General features: G+C 53.8%; 16 protein-coding genes and 1 tRNA gene. 5 read left to right on the top strand and 12 right to left on the bottom strand.

The window, feature by feature from the left end; all coding sequences use genetic code 11:
- Positions 1 to 520: 520 nt before the first annotated feature.
- The 6 genes from V6D20_00425 to mrdA all read right to left on the bottom strand — a co-directional run bounded on the left by V6D20_00425 (position 521) and on the right by mrdA (position 8,283).
- The gene (locus V6D20_00425) at positions 521 to 1,675 is read right to left on the bottom strand and encodes a glycosyltransferase family 4 protein (protein HEY9814262.1); all 1,155 of its coding nucleotides are present in this window, start codon (positions 1,673 to 1,675) and stop codon (positions 521 to 523) included.
- Between the two features lie 167 nt (positions 1,676 to 1,842).
- Positions 1,843 to 3,351: an MFS transporter gene (locus V6D20_00420; GenBank protein ID HEY9814261.1), complete on the bottom strand. Its 1,509-nt coding sequence runs from the start codon at positions 3,349 to 3,351 to the stop codon at positions 1,843 to 1,845.
- 35 nt (positions 3,352 to 3,386) lie between these two features.
- Positions 3,387 to 4,346, bottom strand: coding sequence for a DNA repair protein RecO (gene recO / locus V6D20_00415; protein ID HEY9814260.1), 960 nt, complete (start codon positions 4,344 to 4,346; stop codon positions 3,387 to 3,389).
- 131 nt (positions 4,347 to 4,477) lie between these two features.
- Positions 4,478 to 5,173, bottom strand: coding sequence for a deoxyribose-phosphate aldolase (gene deoC, locus V6D20_00410; GenBank protein HEY9814259.1), 696 nt, complete (start codon positions 5,171 to 5,173; stop codon positions 4,478 to 4,480).
- A 515-nt stretch (positions 5,174 to 5,688) separates the two neighbouring features.
- Positions 5,689 to 6,078, bottom strand: a complete 390-nt coding sequence (locus tag V6D20_00405) for a DUF1830 domain-containing protein (protein ID HEY9814258.1) — start codon at positions 6,076 to 6,078, stop codon at positions 5,689 to 5,691.
- 372 nt (positions 6,079 to 6,450) lie between these two features.
- Positions 6,451 to 8,283 (bottom strand): penicillin-binding protein 2, encoded by a 1,833-nt coding sequence (mrdA, locus tag V6D20_00400; GenBank protein HEY9814257.1) that lies wholly within the window; start codon positions 8,281 to 8,283, stop codon positions 6,451 to 6,453.
- A gap of 506 nt (positions 8,284 to 8,789) precedes the next feature.
- Here mrdA and V6D20_00395 point away from each other — a divergent pair.
- The 4 genes from V6D20_00395 (at position 8,790) to V6D20_00380 (ending at position 13,282) form a co-directional block, all read left to right on the top strand.
- Positions 8,790 to 9,917, top strand: coding sequence for an ABC transporter ATP-binding protein (locus V6D20_00395; GenBank protein ID HEY9814256.1), 1,128 nt, complete (start codon positions 8,790 to 8,792; stop codon positions 9,915 to 9,917).
- Positions 9,918 to 10,306: 389 nt separating this feature from the next.
- Positions 10,307 to 11,461: a spermidine/putrescine ABC transporter substrate-binding protein gene (locus V6D20_00390; protein HEY9814255.1), complete on the top strand. Its 1,155-nt coding sequence runs from the start codon at positions 10,307 to 10,309 to the stop codon at positions 11,459 to 11,461.
- 73 nt (positions 11,462 to 11,534) lie between these two features.
- Positions 11,535 to 12,449 (top strand): ABC transporter permease, encoded by a 915-nt coding sequence (locus V6D20_00385; GenBank protein HEY9814254.1) that lies wholly within the window; start codon positions 11,535 to 11,537, stop codon positions 12,447 to 12,449.
- Positions 12,450 to 12,469: 20 nt separating this feature from the next.
- Positions 12,470 to 13,282, top strand: coding sequence for an ABC transporter permease (locus V6D20_00380; protein HEY9814253.1), 813 nt, complete (start codon positions 12,470 to 12,472; stop codon positions 13,280 to 13,282).
- A gap of 83 nt (positions 13,283 to 13,365) precedes the next feature.
- On the opposite strand, the gene V6D20_00375 is transcribed toward V6D20_00380, so the two are convergent.
- From V6D20_00375 to murA, 6 genes are all read right to left on the bottom strand, one after another.
- On the bottom strand, positions 13,366 to 14,196 hold the full coding sequence (locus V6D20_00375) for a biotin/lipoate A/B protein ligase family protein (GenBank protein ID HEY9814252.1): 831 nt from the start codon (positions 14,194 to 14,196) through the stop codon (positions 13,366 to 13,368).
- 81 nt (positions 14,197 to 14,277) lie between these two features.
- On the bottom strand, positions 14,278 to 16,200 hold the full coding sequence (locus V6D20_00370; protein ID HEY9814251.1) for a protein kinase: 1,923 nt from the start codon (positions 16,198 to 16,200) through the stop codon (positions 14,278 to 14,280).
- A gap of 356 nt (positions 16,201 to 16,556) precedes the next feature.
- Positions 16,557 to 19,745 carry a phosphoenolpyruvate carboxylase gene (locus tag V6D20_00365; GenBank protein ID HEY9814250.1) on the bottom strand — a complete coding sequence of 1,063 codons (3,189 nt, stop codon included), beginning with the start codon at positions 19,743 to 19,745 and terminating at the stop codon, positions 16,557 to 16,559.
- Between the two features lie 120 nt (positions 19,746 to 19,865).
- Positions 19,866 to 20,039 carry a hypothetical protein gene (locus V6D20_00360; GenBank protein HEY9814249.1) on the bottom strand — a complete coding sequence of 58 codons (174 nt, stop codon included), beginning with the start codon at positions 20,037 to 20,039 and terminating at the stop codon, positions 19,866 to 19,868.
- Positions 20,040 to 20,259: 220 nt separating this feature from the next.
- Positions 20,260 to 20,448, bottom strand: a complete 189-nt coding sequence (locus V6D20_00355) for a hypothetical protein (GenBank protein ID HEY9814248.1) — start codon at positions 20,446 to 20,448, stop codon at positions 20,260 to 20,262.
- 169 nt (positions 20,449 to 20,617) lie between these two features.
- Entirely contained in the window at positions 20,618 to 21,913 is a 1,296-nt protein-coding gene (gene murA / locus V6D20_00350) for a UDP-N-acetylglucosamine 1-carboxyvinyltransferase (protein ID HEY9814247.1), read from the bottom strand.
- A gap of 330 nt (positions 21,914 to 22,243) precedes the next feature.
- Here murA and V6D20_00345 point away from each other — a divergent pair.
- Positions 22,244 to 22,327 (top strand) — tRNA-Leu (locus V6D20_00345).
- Positions 22,328 to 22,333 lie beyond the last annotated feature (6 nt).

Raw genomic sequence — 22,333 nt, 5'->3', positions numbered from 1 at the left:
AAAAGGTTTCAAAGTCATCGTAGGTTTGAAACTGGGACACCTGATCGGGATGATGGCGATGGAGATACCGCCACAGCACTCTCGGCACAACGGAGCCACCGAGATGGCGATGCAATTCTGCGTATAAAGCCACAAGAACCTCTGATACTAGATTAGGTTGACTGAGTCTTCGCTGGTTGATTGACAAAAGCTTAGAGCCCTTATCCCCAAACCCTCCTAGAGATCGAGAGGAGCCGATCCACCCCTACGGTTCTCCACTGGAGGGAGATCTAGGGTGAGGGCTTTCGAGAATCTGGCTAACAAGTTTTGTCTGTCAATCAGGGATATTCGATGCGATCCACGTTGTTCAGTTTTATTAGAATCGGCCGAGCCTCATCTCCAAATGGGATGGAGTGGCATCGACCGACAACAGCAACACATAGTGAAGTTTCATTAAGTGCCAGGAGTCAGCACCTAATAAAATGATAGACAAATTAATCTGTCTAAACCGCAACATCAACCGAATCGCGACACAGAATGGCTACACAGAGGTGCCCAAAAAGACCTGCGATCGCTTCACCAATTGGTCGTAGAGATGTTCTAAGGCGGTGATATTGTTGCTGAGGGTATAGCGATCCAACACACGCTGTCGTCCCTTTCGTCCTAGAAGGGCAGCAAGTTCGGGATGATCTTGGAAAACTGGGATCAGCGTTTGCAGTTGGGTGGCAACGCGTTGGGTATTCAAGACAATCCCAGCGCCAGTCTCTAGCACCTCGCCATCAGCACCGGCATCGGTGGCCAGGCAAGCCGTTTCACACGACATCGCCTCTAGCAAAGACAAGGATAAACCTTCCACCAGGGAAGGCAGGATAAACACATCGGCTCCGCGCAAAATCTCGATTCGCCGCGCTTCGTCGGAGATAAAACCAAGCCAAACAATACTGCTATCCAGGGCGTAAAAGGCCCGCAGCGACGGGGCAAGGGGGCCATTGCCCACAATCAGCAGTTTACTACTGGGTGCTAGATCAGCCTGTCGCCAAGCCCTGAGTAATGACTCCACATTTTTCTCAAGGGCAACCCGTCCTTGGTAAACAAATAGCCGTTCAGCCTGAACTTCACGTTTGATATTGGAGAAGCCGGGCGAGTATTTTTCCACATCCACACCGTTGGGGATCACCGCAACAGTATCGGACGGCACGCCCAGCTTCGTCAGGAGGTCGCGCTGGATGTAGGAAAACACAATGACGCGATCGTACTGCGCTAGGGATGGAGCATAGACCTGGTAGGTGAGATGCTGGGTGCTAGACGTAAGATTGCGCCGCTTGCGATCAAAGGGAGGATGAAAGGTTGCAACAAGGGGAATTCCGAGTTCATGACAGATCTCGGGAAGGCGGAAGTCAAGCGGAGAGAGGGTCAGCGAGGCATGAACTAAATCTGGTTTCAGATCCCGTAGGGCATCAAACAAGACCTTGCCTGATCGGGGAGAGGGAATCGTGGCAATCTGAGATTTGTATAAAAACGGGATCGATACTTCATCATGCCCCTGAGGGGGGGACGTCGATTCAGTTGAGTCCGTTTGGGAGAAGTGTAAAAAACTGACGCGATGCCCGCGATGAACTAGCGCATTGGTGATCTCTCGACCATAGGTGACATTCCCGCAAAAGGGGGATTTTTTTCCAAGCCAAGCGATATGCATTCAAGTGAGTTTGAAATGATGTAAAAGTGGGACGAACGACTAATGCAGACAGGTCAAAGGTTTGATGTCATAATCCCCATGTCTCAGCGGGATGCCGTTTGAGGGCAAGATTATTCTGGCAAACAGCTTTATAAACTATTGGCTGAATTTCAAGCAGAAAAAGCTATTTAAGAGCTGGTTTTTATTGATCCCTTACGGGAAATATACCAGGTTAAGACACCTCCCATGGCAACCATCCCGCCCAACCCAATAAAGACCGTTTGCAGGCCAAGATAGCTTTCCGCTACGCTGGCTAGGGCTAAGGGCAAGCTTAGAGCAATGTTAACGGCATTGTTTTGTAAGCCGAAAACTTTACCTCTCATGGCTTCTGGAGTTTCAGCTTGAATGGTGGTTTGCATGGGTACTGCAATGATGGCAGCAAACATACCCAGTAGTCCAATAATGATCAACGTTGGCAACAGTTGTTGGGTGAACAAGGCAAGGGTACAGAGGGCGATCGCCATTCCGAGAGACCCATACAAACTCAGGCGCGCACGGGGCATGGATTGTCCAAATTGGCCAATACCCGTTGCACCCATGGCCAAACCAACGCCGCCGGCTGCCAACAGGAAACCAAATTGATCTGATTCAATCGTGGGGATCACTTCCGCCAGTCGTACAGCCAGTACGGCTAGGGCAGCAAAGACAGAGAACAGCATCACCAACTGAATCAGCGCAGCTCGCACACGGTCGTTTTTGCCCAGATACCTCACCCCATCTTGAATGTCTTGCCAGACATGGGGATGTTCTCGATGGGGATCGAGGGCCGCTTCGTTGGTGTTCAAAAACAGGAGAATTAATCCCGCAATTCCATAGCCTAGTCCAACGATCGCTTCTTTTCCACCCTCTGAATCCAAACCAACAGATGCACCAACCGCTTCCACCCACTGCCCCGCAGCTTCCAGCAATGGTTCTCCCACAGCAAAGCCGACAATCACCGACGCCATCATGGTGGTGGTGTAGAGAGAATTAGCCGATAACAAATGCCTAGACGGCACAATCAGGGGTAGGGTTGCTTGCTCGGCAGGGGAAAAAAACTGGGTTAAGGTCGAGATACAGAAAGTCACGACGAGGAGAACCGCAAACCCTGCAGGGATCTGAGAGATCTCGACCCATGGATCGAAGATGACCAGAAAAATTGGAAGCAGGAACACTAATCCTGCCCGCAGTAAGTTGCTACTCGTGAGAATGACTTTCTTAGACCAGCGATCGACAAAAACGCCGGCAATTGAGCCAAACAAGATCGCAGGAATGGTGAACGCAATCATAATAGCCGAGACCCATCCACTAATGCTTTGCCCTGGGGTCTGAAAATGGTTAGCGATGATAGAAATCATCAGCACCAGGTACACCTTGTCTGCGAGTTGGGAAAACACTTGCCCAATCCACATCAGCAAAAAGTTACGGTTCTTTAAGACTGGCCAAAAACCAGAGTCTTGCTCCGGGAGCGATGGAGTGGAAGAGGGCATAGGGGCTGGATCATGGTGAGACGCGGAATCAGACGGCCGGATCGTGGGCGATCGCTCTGGAGATATGGCGGACTCAGGTGCCACATTCCATGCATCACCACCGTCTGGCTCAAGCCGACTGGAATGGAAGACGGGATAGTCAAACTCAGACGGGGGCGATCGCTTCATAAATCTGACAACGGCATAGCAGAGGGTGGATGGCGTTAGGGCGCAGGGGGCACACCTGCAAAACAGGTTTCAATTAAGTCGGCCGACCGAATCGGGCGATCGAAATGATACTGGGCGTAGTGGCGCAGTAGTCGCTCTAGAGACAGCCAGACATCAGGGGGAATCGGGTCGCTCTCCACTGAGGAGGCTGCATCGATGGAAACACTGCCATCAGACGTTAAACTAGCCATGAGCCGACCATCAGATTGAATGAGGTGCGGCTGGGAAAGTCGCTGTAAGACGGCGAGTTCCAAGGCACCCATGGAGGCGATCGCTGGCTGAACGCGGGAGGGATGGCGATACCTATGAGCGATGGTAGGCTCTGCCGTCTGATCCGGTAGCTGAATCGGTGGGCGGCGAGGGCGATCAGGATACCTCGGTAGACCAACAGCATGATCTAACTGCACAATACCACCTGCAGATGGACTAAACCCAACCCGCCATCCTGCCTGGCTAAAGTTTGGGCTCAGGGGTTGCTGGGTCATGCAACAAAGCTGCACTTGGGGAGATAGACCCGCTAGGGTCAGCAGGTGAAACATGGCATGGGTGAGGGTGGCGATCGCCAAAGCTCCTGGCAAGGCAGCAATACGCCCCAGATGTTCAACCACCAAGTCAAATAGCTCATCCTGGGGCTGATCTCCCATAGCTTGCCCCAGAGCCATCTCCGCTAAATATTGCCCTGCCGTAAGCTTTCTTAGATCTCGGCTTAACCCCGGAAATGATTCAATCGTCTCGGCTTGGACAATTTTATCAAGGCTCCGTCCTGTGGCAATCAGCAGGTGGTTGACCACAAACAGTTCGCTACGCCCACCTAATTTGGAGTAGTGTTTACGCGCACCGGGAGCCACAACCCGAATCAGCCCCTGCTCACGGGTGAGCAGCGTCAGCAAGCGATCGCTCTCGCCGAGAGGCATCCCTTTGAGGTTAATTCCAATAGCCTTGTAGGTTTTGGGCATGAACTATGGGGTTAGGCACGAACGGGGCACGAACAGGACATGACTCCTCGGGGATCCAGTCACGAACAAAGAGGTAACGTCTACTAACGTCTAGCATCAGCCCTACCTTCTCCGAGACGACTAGGAGACGACTAATAGGCTGACGTAGAACTCTCGGCATTAGGATCCTGCCGCTGCTGAATGAGGGACGGGCCGCGAGAGGTGCCCAGACGGGTTGCGCCAGCTAGAATCAACTCGATGGCTTGCTCAAAGGTACGAATGCCGCCGGAAGCCTTAATGCCGATGCGATCGCGGGCTGCAGCCTTGAGAAATTTCACATCCTCCACCGTGACACCACCAAACCAACCCGTATTCGTTTTTAGAAACTGTACCCCGGCATCTAAGCACACATCAACAGCCAGTTGCTTTTCCTCATAGGTGAGGAGATGGGTTTCTAAAATTGCCTTCACCGTTTGCCCTGTAGCGTCGCAAATATCTGCTAGCTCTCGATGCAGCAGTTGGCTCTGCCCGGTTTTCAGCCAGCCAATATTCATCACCACATCCAACTCGGTGGCACCATTATCGGCAGCTTCTTGGGCTTCGTATAGTTTCACGGCTGCTGTGGTTGCGCCGGTGGGAAAGCCAATCACCGAACAAACCTTAGGATTTTTATTATGCAAATATTCCACCGCTTGCCGGACATGGATGGGATAGACACAAACGGCAGCAAACTGAAAGCGATCGGCTTCATCACAGCACCGAGCAACCTGCTCGGGCGTGGCCGTCACATCTAGCAGGGCATGATCAATAAAGGGAGCAATATCAAGGTCTGAATGGGCAGCGGCCATGATCAATCCCTAAGCAACACCATTCTCCATTGTCGCTTAGATCTCTCCTCAAGGTATGGATGATCAGGTGTTTTCCTGATTGACGAGCAAAACATGAACGCGAAGGGGCTGAAACGACGGCTACGATGAACCCCTGTCAGCGGGTTCTGCCTGCATAGGCAAGGCTGCCAGCCACCAGCTTAAACGTTTGTCCAGTCAACCAACTATGTGCATTTTGCATTTAGGTGAGTTGAAGTCTGTCCTAGATGAGGCTCGTTCAAACCTCTCCAGAATTCGCCCTACCCCATGGGACGATGGCTATGTATCTCCCACAGCTTCCTAGAAAAAAGGACATACCGACGGTATGTCCCCATTGTTTCGTGTGTTTCTAAAGCCATTATTCAAAAAAAGTCATCAGGTGCTTAGACAGCTTTGAGCGTTAATCTATATGAGCGCCCTAAAATGCAAAGGATTCTGAACCTGCGGATGTAATACTACATTGCCAACTAGCGATCGCTCTTGGAACACAACCAAGCCTAATCTGCTGATAACGCCACAGCCAGAGCCTGAGGTGCCGTAGATACCGAAGCCACCGGCACGGGGGCTGAGTAGTCAGACGCTTCATCATCCGGCTGGCGGCGATCGATAAACCGCATCGATCCGTCCTCTGCTTCCTCAACTTCGAGGCGATCGCAGGGAATCGTATCTGACAAAATGGCACTTGCCATCATACCGGTATGAATCTCCAGTTGGGCATGCTTTAATGTTTCAAACAGCAATCGCTGTCCAGGAAAAACAACTCGTTCAAAATACCAGTTAGGCACATTGGTAATCCGAGCGATCTGAATCTTACTGGTAGCGTTTACGTAGCAGCACGTGATAGGGTTATCGACGCCTGTGGGAAGGGAATCAAGAATCTGAGCCATAAGCTTGTGGAGGAGAGGTACGCCAAAAATTCGACTGCGCCTTTAACCTAACACTCTGCGATTTAGATCAGTTGTAAACCCGACTACCAATACGCTGTCTTGGCTTAGCGGTGCAGTATCGTTTCATCTGCCCTGATCCCCGAAAGGTTTTCCCCCTGCTCTGTTGAGGAATTTTGAGGGGTTAGTGTACTTTCTCTAAGAACCTAAAACTTTTTTATCTCACCCTGTCCCCTAATCCACCCATGCCTAGTTTCACCCGTAGGCTGTAGATTATTAGACTGTTCAACTTCCTAGACGCGATCGCTAATCTCAAGATCCAAAGTCTCAGGATCCTGAGATTAGCGTCCAAAACATCGGCTTCAACGCTGGCCCCTAGGGCTCTAACGAATCGTCCACGGGACGAGGTGGGGTACGAGGCGTTGGCAAAGGTGCATCACCGAAATAGGCATTCAGTACCTGACGCACCATGGGGCCCGTTACCGAACTACCACCACCACCATCATTTTCAGCAAAAGCAACGACCACAATTTCTGGATTGTCTGCAGGCCCATAGGCTCCGAACCAGGCATGGGATTTTCGTGGTGGATCTTCTGCCGTACCGCTCTTCCCTGCAATAGGTGGCGTGTTGCCGTCATTCAGCCCTGCCCCTGTTCCATAAGTAATGACCTCCCGCAAGCCTTGGCGCAGCACTCGCAAGGTGTCATCACTAATGCCCAAGCTCTCGCGATACCGCTCCACAGGTTCAGCCGTCCTCAGTAAATGAGGTGTCACCCGATCGCCCCCATTGGCCACCACCGCAAACATCACCGCCACCTGCAAAGGCGACGCTTGTAGAAAGCCTTGACCGATAGACATGTTGATGGTGTCTCCCTGGAACCAAGGCTCATCAATGTTCTCAAGTTTCCAGCTTTCATCAGGCACCAACCCTGAGGATTCTTCCGAGGACAGCTCAATGCCGGTTTTTTGCCCAAAGCCAAAGCGACGTGTCCATTGAATTAGGGGCTGGCTACCCATGCGAATAGCGGTTTGGTAGAAAAAGGTATCGCTGCTGTAGGCCATGGCCCCGGAAAATCCAAGGGGGCCAAATCCAGCATTGTTCCAATCCCAAAATTCAATGCCACCAGCCCGAATAAAGGGAAATGTCTGCAGCACCGTATCTGGGCTGTAGTTCCCCGATTCGATCGCGGCGGTTGTGGTCACAATCTTGAACGTACTGGCAGGAGGATAGCCCTGCAAGGCTCGGTTCACAAAGGGAAATTCCTGCTCCTGCAGCGCTTGCCACTGAGCTGTCGTGATGTTGTTGGAGAAAATATTCGGGTCAAACACCGGACGGCTGACCATGGCTAACACTTCGCCGTTGCGTGGATCGATGGCGACAATAGCGCCAATGCGATCGCCTAAGGCCTTCTCCGCCGCCCACTGCAGCTTGAGGTCTAACGTAAGCTGTACATCACTACCCGCTTCCGACTCTTTCTGCCCCAGCACCTGAAGCACGTGCCCATAGCTATCAACTTCCACTTGCTGCCCACCCCACTGCCCCCGTAGGAGTGGTTCAAACGCAGCTTCCACACCCATCTGCCCAGTAATATCTCCTAGGCGATAGCCTTCGTCCTCACGCTCAATCAGTTCTTCGTCACTCATTTCTCCGGTGTAGCCCAACACATGGGCTGCAATCTCACCGTAGGGATAAAAGCGCTCAGTTTCTGGCTGTACCTGCACACCATTTAGGTCAGAGCTTAGCTCCGCCAGGGCGGTGACAACATCTGGGTCAACACTGCGGACAATGCGCACCAAGGAGGGAGAACCATAGCCAGACTGTTCTAGACGATTTTGAATCGTATCGGCCGGAACATTAATGATGGTCGCTAGGCGACGGATAATGGGCTGCCAGTCTTCTTCGGTATTGGCAACCGGCCAAAGAAACACCGAGTAGGATAGTTGACTACCGGCCAACATCCGCCCCTCGCGATCGAGAATGCGGCCCCGCTCAGGCTGTTGGGGAATTAGACGAATGCGATTATCTTCGGCGAGTTGGCGGTTGCGATCGCCCTCAAATAGTTGAAGGTAGGCAAGACGGCCACCCATACCGCCCAACAGAAACACCGATATCACCAAAAGAACAAGCACAGACTGGTACTGTCGTCCCACAGTGCGAGGACTGCGCTGACGGAGTTGAGGCTTCGGACGATTCTGGGTCAGAGTCATAGACAATGTGGCTAAAACGCTCGGCACATCGACATGTACAACGAGCACAGAACGTGCAGTCTGGTAGAGTAATCTTAATACTTGCCCATCCCTAGGGCACAGACAACGTGAATGCTAGGGTGTGAATGCTACTTGGGTTAAAGATGCTTGCCCATTACCTTGATCAGCGATCGCCTAAGTAACGACCACAGTGGTCTATCTGGTCATCCTGAGCTTGCTATAGATTTCCCGCTTAGCTAGTGTACAGCGATTGATGTCGTTTTGTTTCAGCGCAGAATGATGTTCTCCCATCGAGGAACCTAAACGATAGTCTAGGCATGTTTTTGGGCATATTAGACAGTAAGCCCTCCATATCACACCTGAACTTGTGTTATGGTAAGCGTCTAAATGGGGAGCAACCCATTCATCATCAAGACATTCACAAGTCTTGAAAAACCAATTAAGCTATTGAAGCTATCGAAGGGCTATTCCGCCTTTCATCAGTCGCCACTGGGGGATATGGTGCCATGCCTCAGACCGTTGCTCAAAGCCAACGTGCAACTGAAACTCGTGCAGGGATCGATGTAGAACTCTGCGACGTGTTCAAGGTCTTTGATGGAGAAACCGCTGTTCGGGGTGTTAATCTCAGCATCCAGAAGGGCGAGTTTTTCAGTATTTTGGGGCCGTCAGGCTGTGGTAAAACCACCACGCTTCGCCTGATTGCAGGATTCGAGACACCCTCATCCGGTGACCTCTACATCCGTGGGCAGTCGATGTCCTACGTGCCCCCTTATCGCCGCCCTGTCAACACGGTTTTTCAGAACTACGCCTTGTTCAACCACATGACCGTGTGGGACAACATTGCCTTCGGGCTGCGGATCAAAAAATGTAGCCGGGCACAGGTGCGGCAGCGCGTAGCTGACGTGCTGCAGCTTGTCAAAATGGACGACTATGCCCAACGCTTTCCGGCACAGCTTTCGGGAGGACAACAGCAGCGGGTAGCCCTAGCTCGGGCTTTGGTGAACCGTCCAGCCGTGGTGCTCTTGGATGAACCCTTAGGTGCACTCGACCTCAAGCTTCGTAAAGAGATGCAGGTCGAGTTATCCAACCTCCACCAAACCTTAGGGGTCACCTTTGTGATGGTGACCCACGATCAAGAAGAAGCGTTGAGTTTGTCCGATCGGATTGCGGTGATGCGGGGTGGGTTGATTGAACAAATAGGCACTCCTAGCCAGATTTATGAACATCCCTCAACCCCGTTTGTGGCAGATTTTATTGGGGATACCAATTTATTCCAGGGCTATGTGGAAGCATCCGACACGGCCGATATGCAGGTCACCACTCAAAATGGGCTGAAAATTCGCGTCAAACCATCGGAATGCTGGACAGGAGACACGAATAGCCCCGTAGTGGTTAGCGTGCGTCCTGAAAAAATTCAGGTGAGCCTTGACCTACCCACAGCCGACAGCAACTGCTTTGAAGGCCGCCTAAAGCATGTCATGTATTTAGGCACCCATGTCCATTACCTGATAGAACTCCTGTCGGGAGACAGCCTCACGGTGTTGCAGCCCAATCGACTAGAAAGCTTACCCGAGCCTCACACGCCCATTCATGTCTACTGGTCTGCCACTGACTGTCTGGCTCTAACCATGTAAGCCATAGAAGCAAGCGATCGCTACCCATTGACAAGCCTAGACAGGGAATGATATTTTCCGGGGGCATCTTGTCTGTCGATGTATCGAACACCTAACGTGGCGTGGGTTTCGCTCTGGTCATCTGCGCAAATCCCAGAATCTCTAAGGCCTTGCGCCGTGCTCCATCAAAACCTGCCCATCGGGCATGGTGGCGATCGCTCTTCGACGGCATGGGTATCCCATGTTGATCTAAGCTTCACACTCCCATGGCCTATGTTCCCTGAACCAGGGTTCAGCCCATCCTCCTGGGGATGAGTAGCCATGACGAGGTGTAACGTCTACGTTTCTATGGTACGCGTCGAGCATCGACGCACCTGCCAGGTTGTATGCCGGAGGGTCACTCACTATCCATGAAGCATCATTATCCCCAACGCTCCCTAGGGCGATCGCCTCGGGTGATCTCGACAAGCCGGCGACGGTTCTTACAAGCCTCTGCAGCAGTTCTCTCTGGTTTAGCATTGTCTAACTGCCGCCGTGGCATTTCCAATGTCCAAAGCGGATCCGTATCAAACGGTGGGTCTGCCAATGCTCAGTCCGAGACCCTCCACATCTATACATGGGCAGATTACACCGATGAAGGGCTTGCCCAACTCTTTACGGAGCGCACAGGCATCGAAGTAGTCATTGATATTTATGACTCCAATGAGGTCATGCTCGCCAAGATGCAGGCCGGCGGCGGGGACGCCTACAGCATTATTTATCCATCAGACTACATGGTGGAGGAAATGATCCGGCTAGACATGTTGTCAGAGCTAGATCACGCCAAGATTCAGGGGCTAGATACCCTCTTTCCCCAGTGGCAGGATCCTACCTATGATCCGGGTAATGCCCACAGCATTCCCATGAGTTGGGGCACGACAGGGCTGCTGTATAACACCAGTCAATTAGACTTTGAGCCCAGCGATTGGAGCGATCTATGGGACAACCAAGAGCAGCTCTTCCGCCGCATGACACTGCTGGACGATGTGCGTGAAGTGATGGGTGCCGTCCTACGCTCCCTTGGCTACTCCTATAATTCCACCAACCCAGCCGAGATTGAAGAAGCCTACCAGCGATTAGTAGAGCTAAAGCCTGCCCTGGCGTCCTTCCAGTCCTTCGGATGGGAAGATCAGCTACTCAGTGGCGACTTAGCTCTGGTGATGGCCTATTCTGTGGATGCGATCGCTGCCACACTGGAAGATCCATCCCTCGTCTACGTCGTCCCCAACAGCGGTTCCTCCCTGTGGACCGATACTATGGTCATTCCCAAATCTGCTCCCAACCCTGAAGCAGCCTATGCCTGGATGAACCTCTTCTACGAGCCTGAAGTATCCGCAGAGGTCGTCAGTCGGCTCTTTTTTGCAACACCCATTCAACCCGCCTTCGACTTACTGCCCGACGACCTCAAAACCAACGATGACCTATTCCCCCCCGAGGAAATCTTGGCCAAATGTGAAGGCATCGCCCCAGTAGGAGAGGCGATTGAACTCTACGATCGCTTATGGACAGAGTTATCCAGCGCTTAGCTCCCCTTCAACGTGCCCCTGCTTGAACTAGATTGGTTTCAGCCCCAACTCAACCCCAGCCCATGGGTGAGCTATGTCAACCTCCACACCAACGCCACCGAGCACCCTCCAGACCAGCCGTCCCCCCTCCAAGCCACCTCGGCGCTGGCTGCGGTGGATACAGCCTACCTTGCTGCTGGGCCCCGCCGGTCTATGGCTAGTGGTGCTCCTCGTACTGCCCACGCTGCTCATTCTAGATGTCAGCTTTCTACCCGGACTGCGGCCTGGTGCGGCACCGCCAGCCTACGGATTAGGAAATTACATTCAGCTCCTCAACCAAACCTATCGAGAGGTCATTGAGCGATCGCTGGGGTTTGCCCTCGTCACCACCGCAGCCTGCCTGATCTTAGGATTTCCCGTGTCTTACTGGATTGCGCTGAAGTCGCCGAAGCGCTGGCGGGTGCTGCTGCTGATCGCCTTCGTGCTGCCCCTTTGGACATCATCTCTCCTGCGGGCCTATGCCTGGGTGTCGATTTTACGTCCCACAGGTGTTCTCAATTCTTTTTTATCCCTCCTCCAGCTACCCACCCAAAACTGGCTTTATACCGAAGTGGCCGTGGGCATTGGCCTCAGCTATAGCTTTTTGCCCTACATGGTGCTGATTCTCTATGCCTCGCTGGAAAAACTTGATCTTCGCTTACTAGAAGCATCGGCTGATCTCGGGGCCACGCCGCTACAAACCTTTTGGAAAGTCACCATACCCCAAACCCTACCGGGAATTGCCGCTGGCAGCTTACTGGTTTTCATCACCAGCTTGGGTGACTTCGTTGTACCCGAGCTTCTCGGTGGAGCATCCAGTAGCACCATGTCGCGACTGATCTACAACCAGTTCTTGAGAGTGCGCAACTGGGGGCTAGGATCGGCTCTGAGTATGCTGTTGATTGTCGCCGTCAGCGTTGCGATCGCTCTCTTGATGAAATATGGCGATCGCAACGCAACAAAAGCCTAAGGGTCTTGCAGGAAAATGCCATGAAACACGTTGCCCAGCCTCCTAGACGGTTTCCCATCCCAATTCTGGGGATCATTACCCTGATCATGTTTGGGTTCATGTACATCCCCATCCTGGTCTTGGCAGTGTTTAGCTTCAATGCCTCCCGCTACAGCGCTCGCTGGGAAGGCTTTAGCCTGCAGTGGTATGTCCGTCTATTCAACGACGGACGTATTCTATCCGCGCTCCAAGACAGCATCACCGTAGCCACCGTGGCCGTAGCCCTATCGGCGGTGCTGGGCACGCTCATGGCCGTCGGTTTAGCCAAGTATCGCTTTCCCGGCAAAAGTCTGTATCGAGGCGTATCCTATCTACCGTTAATTATTCCTGACATTGCGATCGCCGTGGCGACCCTAGTGTTTCTGGCTACCATGGCGATTCCCTTGAGCTTATGGACGATCATCGCCGCCCATATGGTCTTTTGCCTGGCCTATATTGCCGTCGTGGTCTCCTCACGGCTGGCCACCCTCGATCCACGGCTGGAAGAAGCAGCCCTCGATCTAGGAGCTACGCCTGTGCAGGCATTCCTAAAGATTTTGGTACCCGAGTTAATGCCCGCGATTATCTCGGGCTGCCTGCTGTCGTTTGTCCTCAGTATGGATGACCTGCTGATTTCTAGCTTCACGGCCGGCGGCGGCGCAAATCCATTGCCCATTGAAATTTTCAGCCGCATCCGCACCGGCGTTAAACCCGATATCAATGCCCTGAGCGTGCTGTTAATTTCAACTTCTGCCCTGCTGGCCTTTCTAGCTGAATATGTCCGCTACCGGGGAGAAACTCGATCCCAACGTTAGCAGCGATCGCCCGCATCACGGAAGGATTTAACATGACCATGGAGCGCGGTCTCTAGTCCTACAATCCACCGCAAGGTGCTCATCTAGTCTGAGGTCTGATCAGGCACAGCCGCCGCCCCATCTCCTGAGGTAGCTGCATCATGATCAGCCATGATCTGCTCCCACTCCGCCATGGTCAAGGGTTGTTCTTGGAGTTGAATAGTCAACACAGCCTCCGCGGCTTGGGCAAGGGCATGGCTAATCACCCGGCGCAGAACATCATCGGCTAGGGACTGCAATGGTGTCGGCAAAAGGGGTTGGTCATCCCCCAGCTTGTCTAGGGGAAAGACCTGCTGCGCTAGGACGACATCAGGATGGAGGCGCATGGAGCCATGCTGGAGAATGGCCGTTCCTCGCCGCAGTTGAGCGCTGCCGATCATCTTAGTGCCGCTGGCGGTGATCAAGTCTGCCGCTGTAGCTAGGCTAAAGCAGTTGGTATGCTGATGATAGCCGCCCTGGGCATTGCCGTAGTGCAGAGCAACCCCCAGGGATCGCCACCCTTGAATCAACACCTCACACAGGGCACGATAGACCGTGGAGCGATCGCCCTGTAGCCCAGAGGTCACCATCGCATAGGTGAGATCGCCTTGATGCAGCACCGCTCGCCCACCAGAAGGACGGCGCACCACGGACAAGGGAGCATCCTGCCAGCGCAGCGTTGCCCAGTGCTCGGGAATCTGTCGTTGGTGATAGCCCACCGAAATAGCCGGGGGAGACCAGGTATAAAACCGCAGCGTCGGGGGATGATGTCCGGCACGATGCTGCTCCAGCAGCCAGCGATCGATGGCCATCTGCACCGAGCCGGGCGCTTGTAAATGGGGAATCAACCGCCATAGGGTTGGGGACGTTTCTACGGCGTCTATAGCTTCTGTCATCAGACGTTATGCACCATCACCTTCAATCTTGAACCGGTTAGACAGCAGCGATCGCTTGCGGATCCCGAAATGATTCTTGAGTCACAGCAGATCTGCAACTTGCCAAATCTTCACCGTCTTATCAGAACTACCGCTCACCAAAATTTTGCCATCCCCGCTGAGGGCGATCGCATTCACCGAGTCCAAATGAGCCCGACGCGATCGCAACAAGGAACCATCCCGCACATCCCAGAATTTTAGGGTGGCATCACTGCTCCCCGTCACCACCATCCGTCCATCGGGACTGAACACCAGCGTGTTGACATCTCGATTATGTCCTGCCATGGTATGCAGCAACTGACCGGTAGCCAGATCCCAGAGACGTACCGTACGATCCTTACTGCCGCTGGCCAACAGCTTACTATCTGGACTTACCGCCACCGCATTCACCGAGTTGCGGTGCGCCACCCAAGATTTGAGTTGCTCTCCAGTCCTCAGGCTCCAGAGCTTAATTTTGTTATCAAACCCGCCGCTGACTAAAACACTGCTGTCTGGACTCATGGCCACAGACTTAATCATGCCTGCAACGCCCACCAAGGTCTTGAGCAGCGTGCCCGTCCCCATCTGCCATAGCTTGATGGTGCGATCTTCGCCACCGCTGGCCAGCAGCTTGCCATTGGTGCTAATGGCCAACGCATTCACATCCCGCGAATGCCCCTTCAAGGTACGAATCAGGTTACCTGTGCTCAGATTCCATTCCTTAATGGTGTAATCATCGCTGCCGCTGAGCAAGGTCGTGCCATCGGGACTGACGATCACCACATTCACGCCTCGGGCATGGCCGGTCAGCTTGGCCATACTCCGCCCCGTAAAGGCATCCCAAAGGTAAATCGTGTCATCCAAGCCACTGCTAGCCACGACCCGCTGATCAGGACTCAAAGCAATGCCCGTTACCCAAGATGAATGCCCCTCTAAGACATGCAAACAGCCCTGTTCAGTGGGGCCAGAGGTGGGAGGGCGAGAGGCTGGAGGTGAGCCTGAGGGAGCGCCCGATGGTACCCCAGACGATGGTATCCCAGAGATAGAGGTGGGCACCGAGGAAATCGTGTCTTCAGCCAACGGAGGGGCCGTGGGCGGAGAGGCGATCGCCGATCCTGACGGCATCCCTGGGCTGACAGCCCGCCAACGGGGCGGCGGCGGCACCGGGCTCCCCACTACCGTACGGGTCAGATCTTGGATCACCTCCGTGGCAGACTGGTAGCGCTCCGTCACCAGATCTTTCAGCATCCGCTCCAACACTGCCGCCAAGCGATCGCTAATGCTTTTCTCCTGCCGTGCCAGATACTCTCGCCAGATCCATCGTCCCGCTAGGGGATCGTAGAGACTATCAGGACGAGTTTGCGTCAGTAGGTATAAACAGGTGGCACCCAGACTGTAGAGATCACTGGCCGGGTAGGCACGTCCACTGCGAAATTGTTCGAGGGGCGCGTAGCCCTCCGTACCAATGCGGGTGCCGGTGAGGTTATCGGTGGCTTCGGAAATTTGTTTGGCCACCCCAAAATCAATCAACACTAGGCGATTGTCAATCTGCCGCTGCAGAATGTTCATGGGGGTGATATCGCGGTGGATCACCTGGTGGTCATGCACAAACGTCAGCACCGGCAAAATATCGAGCAGGGCCTCGCGCAGTTGGGGCTCCGAAAAACTGCCCTGCCGCCGCACCAGTTGAGACAGATTTTGCCCTTTGATGAATTGCTGGATCAGGTAAAGATAGCCGTCTTGCTCAAAATAGGCCAACAGATTGGGAATTTGAGGATGTTCGCCCAGCTCATGCAGCCGCACCGCCTCTTGGTTAAACAAGCGCACCGCCTTTTGGTGCGACCGCGTGCCCTGCACCCTTGGCGAAAATTGCTTGATCACACAGCGGGTGCCCAAGCGATCCTGATCGGTTGCCAAGTAGGTGCGCCCAAACCCTCCCTGTCCCAAAAGCTGCACAGGACGATAGTGCCCCCGCAGGGAGGTCACCAGTGGCTGTCCACAGTTAGCGCACTGAGTTGCGTCATCTGTGTTGTGGGGAGTTGAGCATTGAGGGTTGAGGCAACACAGCATGATATTATCGGCTCACCAACGACCCTAACAGGTTTGAACTTATATCCTATAGCCAGAGCCGTCGTTCGTCCCGAGGATTTGACAATTTGAGAGGAACAACGTTGGCTGTTCTATGATAATGCAGCGATCGCGCAACCTGATGGGTAGATCGTGGAGTCCTGTTAGCATCGCCTAACCCTATCCACAGCAGCAGGGAACCGTTTCAGCCGCGATCGCCCCACCGTATTTTAGAGGTTCCCTACCAAGGGGCGATCGCTGTGGTCTTGGCAGCATCAGCCCGTATTGCGCATCCCGGCAGCAATGCCGTTGATGGTCAACAGGGCTCCACGCAGCAGCTCACCGCGACTATAGCGCGATCGCACCACCCCAGACTGGGTATCGGTCTTATGCTGCCGCAGCCGTTTCAGCAGGGCCACCTGCAGGAAGCCGAGGGGCAAAATGGTGCTGTTGCGAAGCTGCACCGATCGCTGTAGCTCGGGATCACCGTCTAGCAACCGTTCATGCCCCGTAATCGCCAACACCAAATCACGGGTGAGGTAGTATTCGCTCGCAATCTGCTCAAAGACTCGATTGAAGCGATCGCGATCCTCCGGCGGCGTTAACTCCTTCACGTAGTGATGGGCAATGTCCAAGTCAACCTTCGACAAGGTCATCTCCACCTTCGACACCACCATGCGGAAGAAAGACCACTTGTAGTAGAAATAGCGCAACAGCTTCAGATGCTCTTCCGGAGCTTGCTCTAGGAAGTCCTGCAAAGCGGTACCCACGCCATACCACGACGGCAACAGGAAGCGCGTCTGTGTCCAGCTAAACACCCAAGGAATGGCCCGCAGATTACTCAGCCCCTTCTTGCCACCCCGCCGGGCTGGACGAGAGCTGATCTGAAGCTGACTAATTTCCTCAATCGGCGTCACCTGATGGAAGAAGTCGATGAAGTCCGGCTGTTCGTAAATCAGCCCTCGGTAATGCTCCCGCGATCGCGCCGCCAGATCTTCCATAATTTCGCGCCAGGGTTCAATATCGTCAAACCCGTTGCGCAGCAAGCTAGCCTGCACCACTGCCGTAGTGATGGTTTCTAGGTTATACAACGCCAAATCTGGCAGGTTGTATTTTGAGGCCAGCACCTCGCCCTGTTCCGTAATTTTGATGCGACCAGCAATACTGCGTCCTGGCTGGGCCAAGATGGCCTCGTAGGCTGGGCCACCGCCCCGCCCCACCGAGCCACCCCGCCCATGGAAGATGCGCAGGGAAACGCCATAGCCCTCCGCAATTTGCTGGAGCGCCTGCTGGGCCTTGTGGATTTCCCAGTTGCTGCTCAAAAAGCCCGAATCTTTGTTGCTGTCCGAGTAGCCTAGCATCACTTCTTGGAGAGACACCGAGGGGCGATCGCCCTGGGGTGCAGGAATCGAGGTGGAATGGGCCGACCCATGCATCTCCGCCTCATGGCTACGGGAAGCAGCTTCTGCAGCCATCGCCTCATAGCCCCCAGCCAGCAAAGCGCGGTAGAGTGACAACTCAAACAACTGGCGCATGACCGCCGGAGCCCGCTTCAGATCCTCCACCGTTTCAAACAACGGCACCACGTTCAAGCAGCCCACACCAAGGGCAGGATCATAGAGCCCCGCCTCCTTCGCCAACAGCAGTACCTCCAGTAAATCGCTTACATGGTGGCTCATGCTGATCACATAGGTTTCACAGATCTCGGGGCCAAACTCTTGATGGAGTTTACGCACCATACGAAACGTGCGGATGGTTTCGCAAACCTTCTCCGAGAAGGGGAGTTCTGTGGGAATGAGAGGTCGCCGAGTTTTCAGCTCCTGCACCAGCCAGCCGATCCGTTCATGTTCCGGCAGTTCATCGTAGGGGCGAGGCAGAATCTGTAAATGGTTGGCAATCTCATGCAGCGCATCGGAATGGCGCGAGCTTTCCTGGCGAATATCCAAACGAGCTAGGTTGAAACCGTAAATTTCCACCTGGCAGATGAGACTATCGAGCCATTGACAGCTCAGCCCTGTTTCGGTCAAGTTACGCTGAATCAGATGGAGTTCAGCTAAGAGTTCCTGCCCCGATCGATAGATAATCGCAGGGTTGAGAATCGGATGCTCATCTTGGAAGCCATCACCGTTATAGAGCTGCAGGCTGCGATCGCGAGTATTTTCCAGACGCTTTTTGATATAGGCAAGCTTGAGGCGATAGGGCTCCTGCCGATAGCGAATGGCAAGCTGCTCATACACATCTGGCATATGCATTTGATCCTGCTCTAGGGAATCGAGCAGGTCAGGCAAGACATCACTCCAATGCAGCGATAGGCTGAGCAACTGGGTCAAGTGATCTACCGAGCCAATGTACTTGGAGATCACCAAGTTACGCTGATAGCAAGCCGTCTTCCATGTCACCTCCGGCGTCACCGACGGGTTGCCATCGCGGTCTGATCCCACCCAAGAGCCAAACTGACAAAAGTTATAGCGGGGTGGCCGCAGCCGAGGAAAGGTATCACTGAGGGATTTACAAAACCGCTGGTAGAGTTTGGGCACCACCTCAAACAGCACTTCATCAAAGTAGTGCAGGGTGTGGTCGACTTCGTCTAGAACCGTAGGCTTAAACTGGTGCAGCTCATCGGTACGCCACCATAGGCGGATTTCCTCCGTCAGTTCTTCCCACAAATCCACCATTTCCTGGGACGACGAGGAAGCGATCGAGGGCAGCCGCTCCTCAATTTGATCGAGCTGACGCAAAATCCGGTCAATGCGGCGCTGCTTGTCGCGAATGGTGTGCCGCACAATTTCCGTGGGGTGGGCAGTAAACACCAGCCGCACATCAAGATTGTCGATCAGGGTTTGAATCTGCCGAGGCGGAACGTTGAGCTGAAAAAGCTGGGGAAACAACCCCTGCAGGGTACGTGCTTCCCGGGGAGCCATCACCGAATCCTGCAGGCTTTTCTCTAAGATCTCAGCCTGGGTGCCGCGTTCTGCTGCCGCACTGCGCGCGCTGGCCTGCTGAGCATAGGTGCGGGCTAGGCTAGGAACATTGCTTTCCTGTTCCCCATTGCGCAGGGTAGCGTAGCGCTGAGTCGCTTCTCGATACTGCTCTTGCTGCCCTCGCTGCTCGTAATGCTGCTCGACAATGTTAATGAGTTGAAAGTACAGAGCGAAGGCCCGGGACGCACGAATAGCTTCGGTGAGGTCTAAGCGTTCGATCAGGTCAATTACCTTGGGTGCGCCTTCAATCACCGCTTCTTCTGGGGAGCAGACCGACCTCAAGGTTTGAAGCAATGCCACGGTTTCATGGCCGCACTCCTGCTGTAGCACCTGTTCCCATAAATCTTCTACAACCCTTAGGCGATGCCGAAAGAGAAGATCCGATGTGGAGGTTGGAGAAAGATCGCTAGCGGGAGGTGTAGATGGTTCGACCACTGTACCGGAACGAAACGCATCATCTGAGGGGTGAGGAGATGAACTCATAGTCTGTCCTAGCGGTAATACTCGATAATTGTATGGGACGTCCCTAAGGCCGAGGCGGTCTTCAACGGCAAAGCCAACGACGGTTGGTCTATCAACCCTGCACTGATCATGCCAGTACCCTTAGCCTGCGGCAACAAGATCCCAAAGCCCTAGGCTCACAATAGTCGATCGCCATCTCATGTCTAGCCTCCTAGCATACATCCGCGCTGGAATGGTCATGCCATAGCCGAAGGATAGGAGCTGCGATCGCCCTTGCAGGTCAGAATGATTGCCATCCCAGCCCGTAGAACCCAAGCCAAAATCTAGTATCCCTCAGAAGCCGCAAATGCTCAAAATTCCGACTATATCCCATAGATTTTGGCAATTTTGATACATTTTTTCGGACTAGAACGTATCGCGGGCTACATTTGCCCATCCGCAGGCAAACACCGCGCGATGCCCGAGCGATCGCCCCGGTTAGGACTCAGACGGCGGCGGCGTGGTTCTGTGTAAAACGGGCAGGCGATCGCCCCGGTTAGGACTCAGACGGCGGCGGCGTGGTTCTGTGCAAAACGGGCAGGCGATCGCCCCGAAACAGTTCTTCACTAGCTTGCCCAACACTCAGCATGACATCGGCCATCAGCTTGCCGCCCATGATGCCCAGGAGCACCGGAACGGTTGCTGCGCTGAGGAGAAGCTCGGAGGTAAATCTAGACTGTGACATGGTGTATGTAGGAAAAAGCTCAATATCAACATCAAAGGTGCGTTATCTTCCATCTTGCCGCGCTTAACCACACTTGCACCATATCTAATGGAAAACCCCCTCCCTAGATAGGAAGAGGGTATAGGTCGATCAGCCAAATCCCAATGAACTTAGAGATTAAGGGCGATCGCTACACCGGAGCATAGGTCAAGACTGGTTCTGCATCGCCATGAATACGGCGTAGATCAGCACCCAACTGCTTCAGTTTCCATTCCAAGTTGTCATAGCCGCGATCGAGATGCTGTAGACCTTGGAGTGTGGTTGTTCCCTCCGCTGCCAAGCCCGCCAACACCAGCGCCGCTGAAGCCCGCAGGTCGGTCGCCACCACCGGAGCCCCAGACAGCTTCGGCACCCCGCAGATAATAGCGGTGTTGCCCTCCACCCGGATATCTGCCCCCATGCGGCTCAGTTCCGCAACGTGGCGCAGGCGGTTTTCAAAGATATTCTCAATGACAATGCTGTTGCCTTCACTTAGCGCCAGCAGTGACATAAACTGAGCCTGCATATCCGTGGGAAACCCAGGATAGGGGAGAGTCTTGAGGTCAGTGGCCCGATAGCGATCGGCCCCAATCACCCGCAGCCGGTTGGGCGCTTCTACGAGCACCGTTGCACCCACCGTGCGCAGTTTGGCAATCACGGCGGTGAGATGCTCGGGCACCACGGGCGATACGGTGATATCGGAATGGGTAATTGCCCCAGCGATCAAAAACGTTCCAGCCTCAATCCGGTCTGGGATCACGGCATAGTCCGTGGTGTGTAAGTTCGGCACACCGGAAATCACGATGGTGTTGGTGCCAGCTCCGCGAATTTTGGCTCCCATCGCTCGACAGAAGTTGGCCAGATCCACCACTTCGGGCTCTTGGGCCGCATTCTCCAAAATGGTCTCTCCCTCAGCCAGGGTCGCAGCCATCATCAACGTTTCTGTTGCGCCCACACTGGGGCAATCAAGATAGATGCGTGCCCCCTGGAGCCGCTTACGCACCCCTGGTATATAGGCATGAACGACACCGCGATCGATTTGCACATTAGCCCCCATGGCCTGCAAACCACGCACGTGGAGATCAACCGGACGAGCACCGATGGCACAGCCACCGGGCAATGGCACCCGAGCAATGCCCAGCCGGGCTAGCAAAGGCCCAATGATGAAAAAGCTAGCGCGCAACTGGCTTACCAGTTCGTAGGGAGCCTTAGACTGGGAGATGTGACTGGCATTCATCACCAGCGCAGTACCATCCCGCTCAACCTTGACACCCAGGGTGGCTAGAATTTCTATCATGCGATCAATGTCTAGCAGCGAAGGAACATTGCGCAAACGACAATCCTGGGGGCATAACAATGCACCAGCCAACAAAACAAGCGCAGAGTTTTTTGCACCACTGACGTGGGCCTGCCCGGATAGACGAGCACCACCCTGAATGTGAAGCACCGCGTTGCTAGATTCAGCACTAGAGGCGGAGTTAGATGAGCGGGACGAAGGAGCGATGGGTCTGTCCTCCCAAAAATTATGTAGGGTTATGAAGATTTCGGTTCTGATTCTACCGAAAAGCAGCCAAATGTCCAGATCTGAATATCACATTTTAGGAAAACCAAGGAACTAAAGGCGATCGCCCCCTAGCTCAGATCTGACTATGAAGCATGATTCAAGGTTTACTCAAGCTTAACCTAATCATGGGCAAACTCAAAAAAAATCCCCCCTGACTGGGTTGACGAATGTCGTAAGACAAGCGATGATTGATAGTCGCAGCCAAAAGCTGATGCGGAACTGGCGGAATTGGTAGACGCGCTAGATTCAGGTTCTAGTGTCTGCAAAGACTTCCGGGTTCAAGTCCCGGGTTCCGCATAATTT

This window comes from Candidatus Obscuribacterales bacterium (assembly GCA_036703605.1).
In the GTDB taxonomy this organism is placed as follows: Bacteria; Cyanobacteriota; Cyanobacteriia; order RECH01; family RECH01; genus RECH01.
Note: the sequence above shows the minus strand (reverse complement) of the source record. Positions and strands in the feature narration are given on the sequence as shown.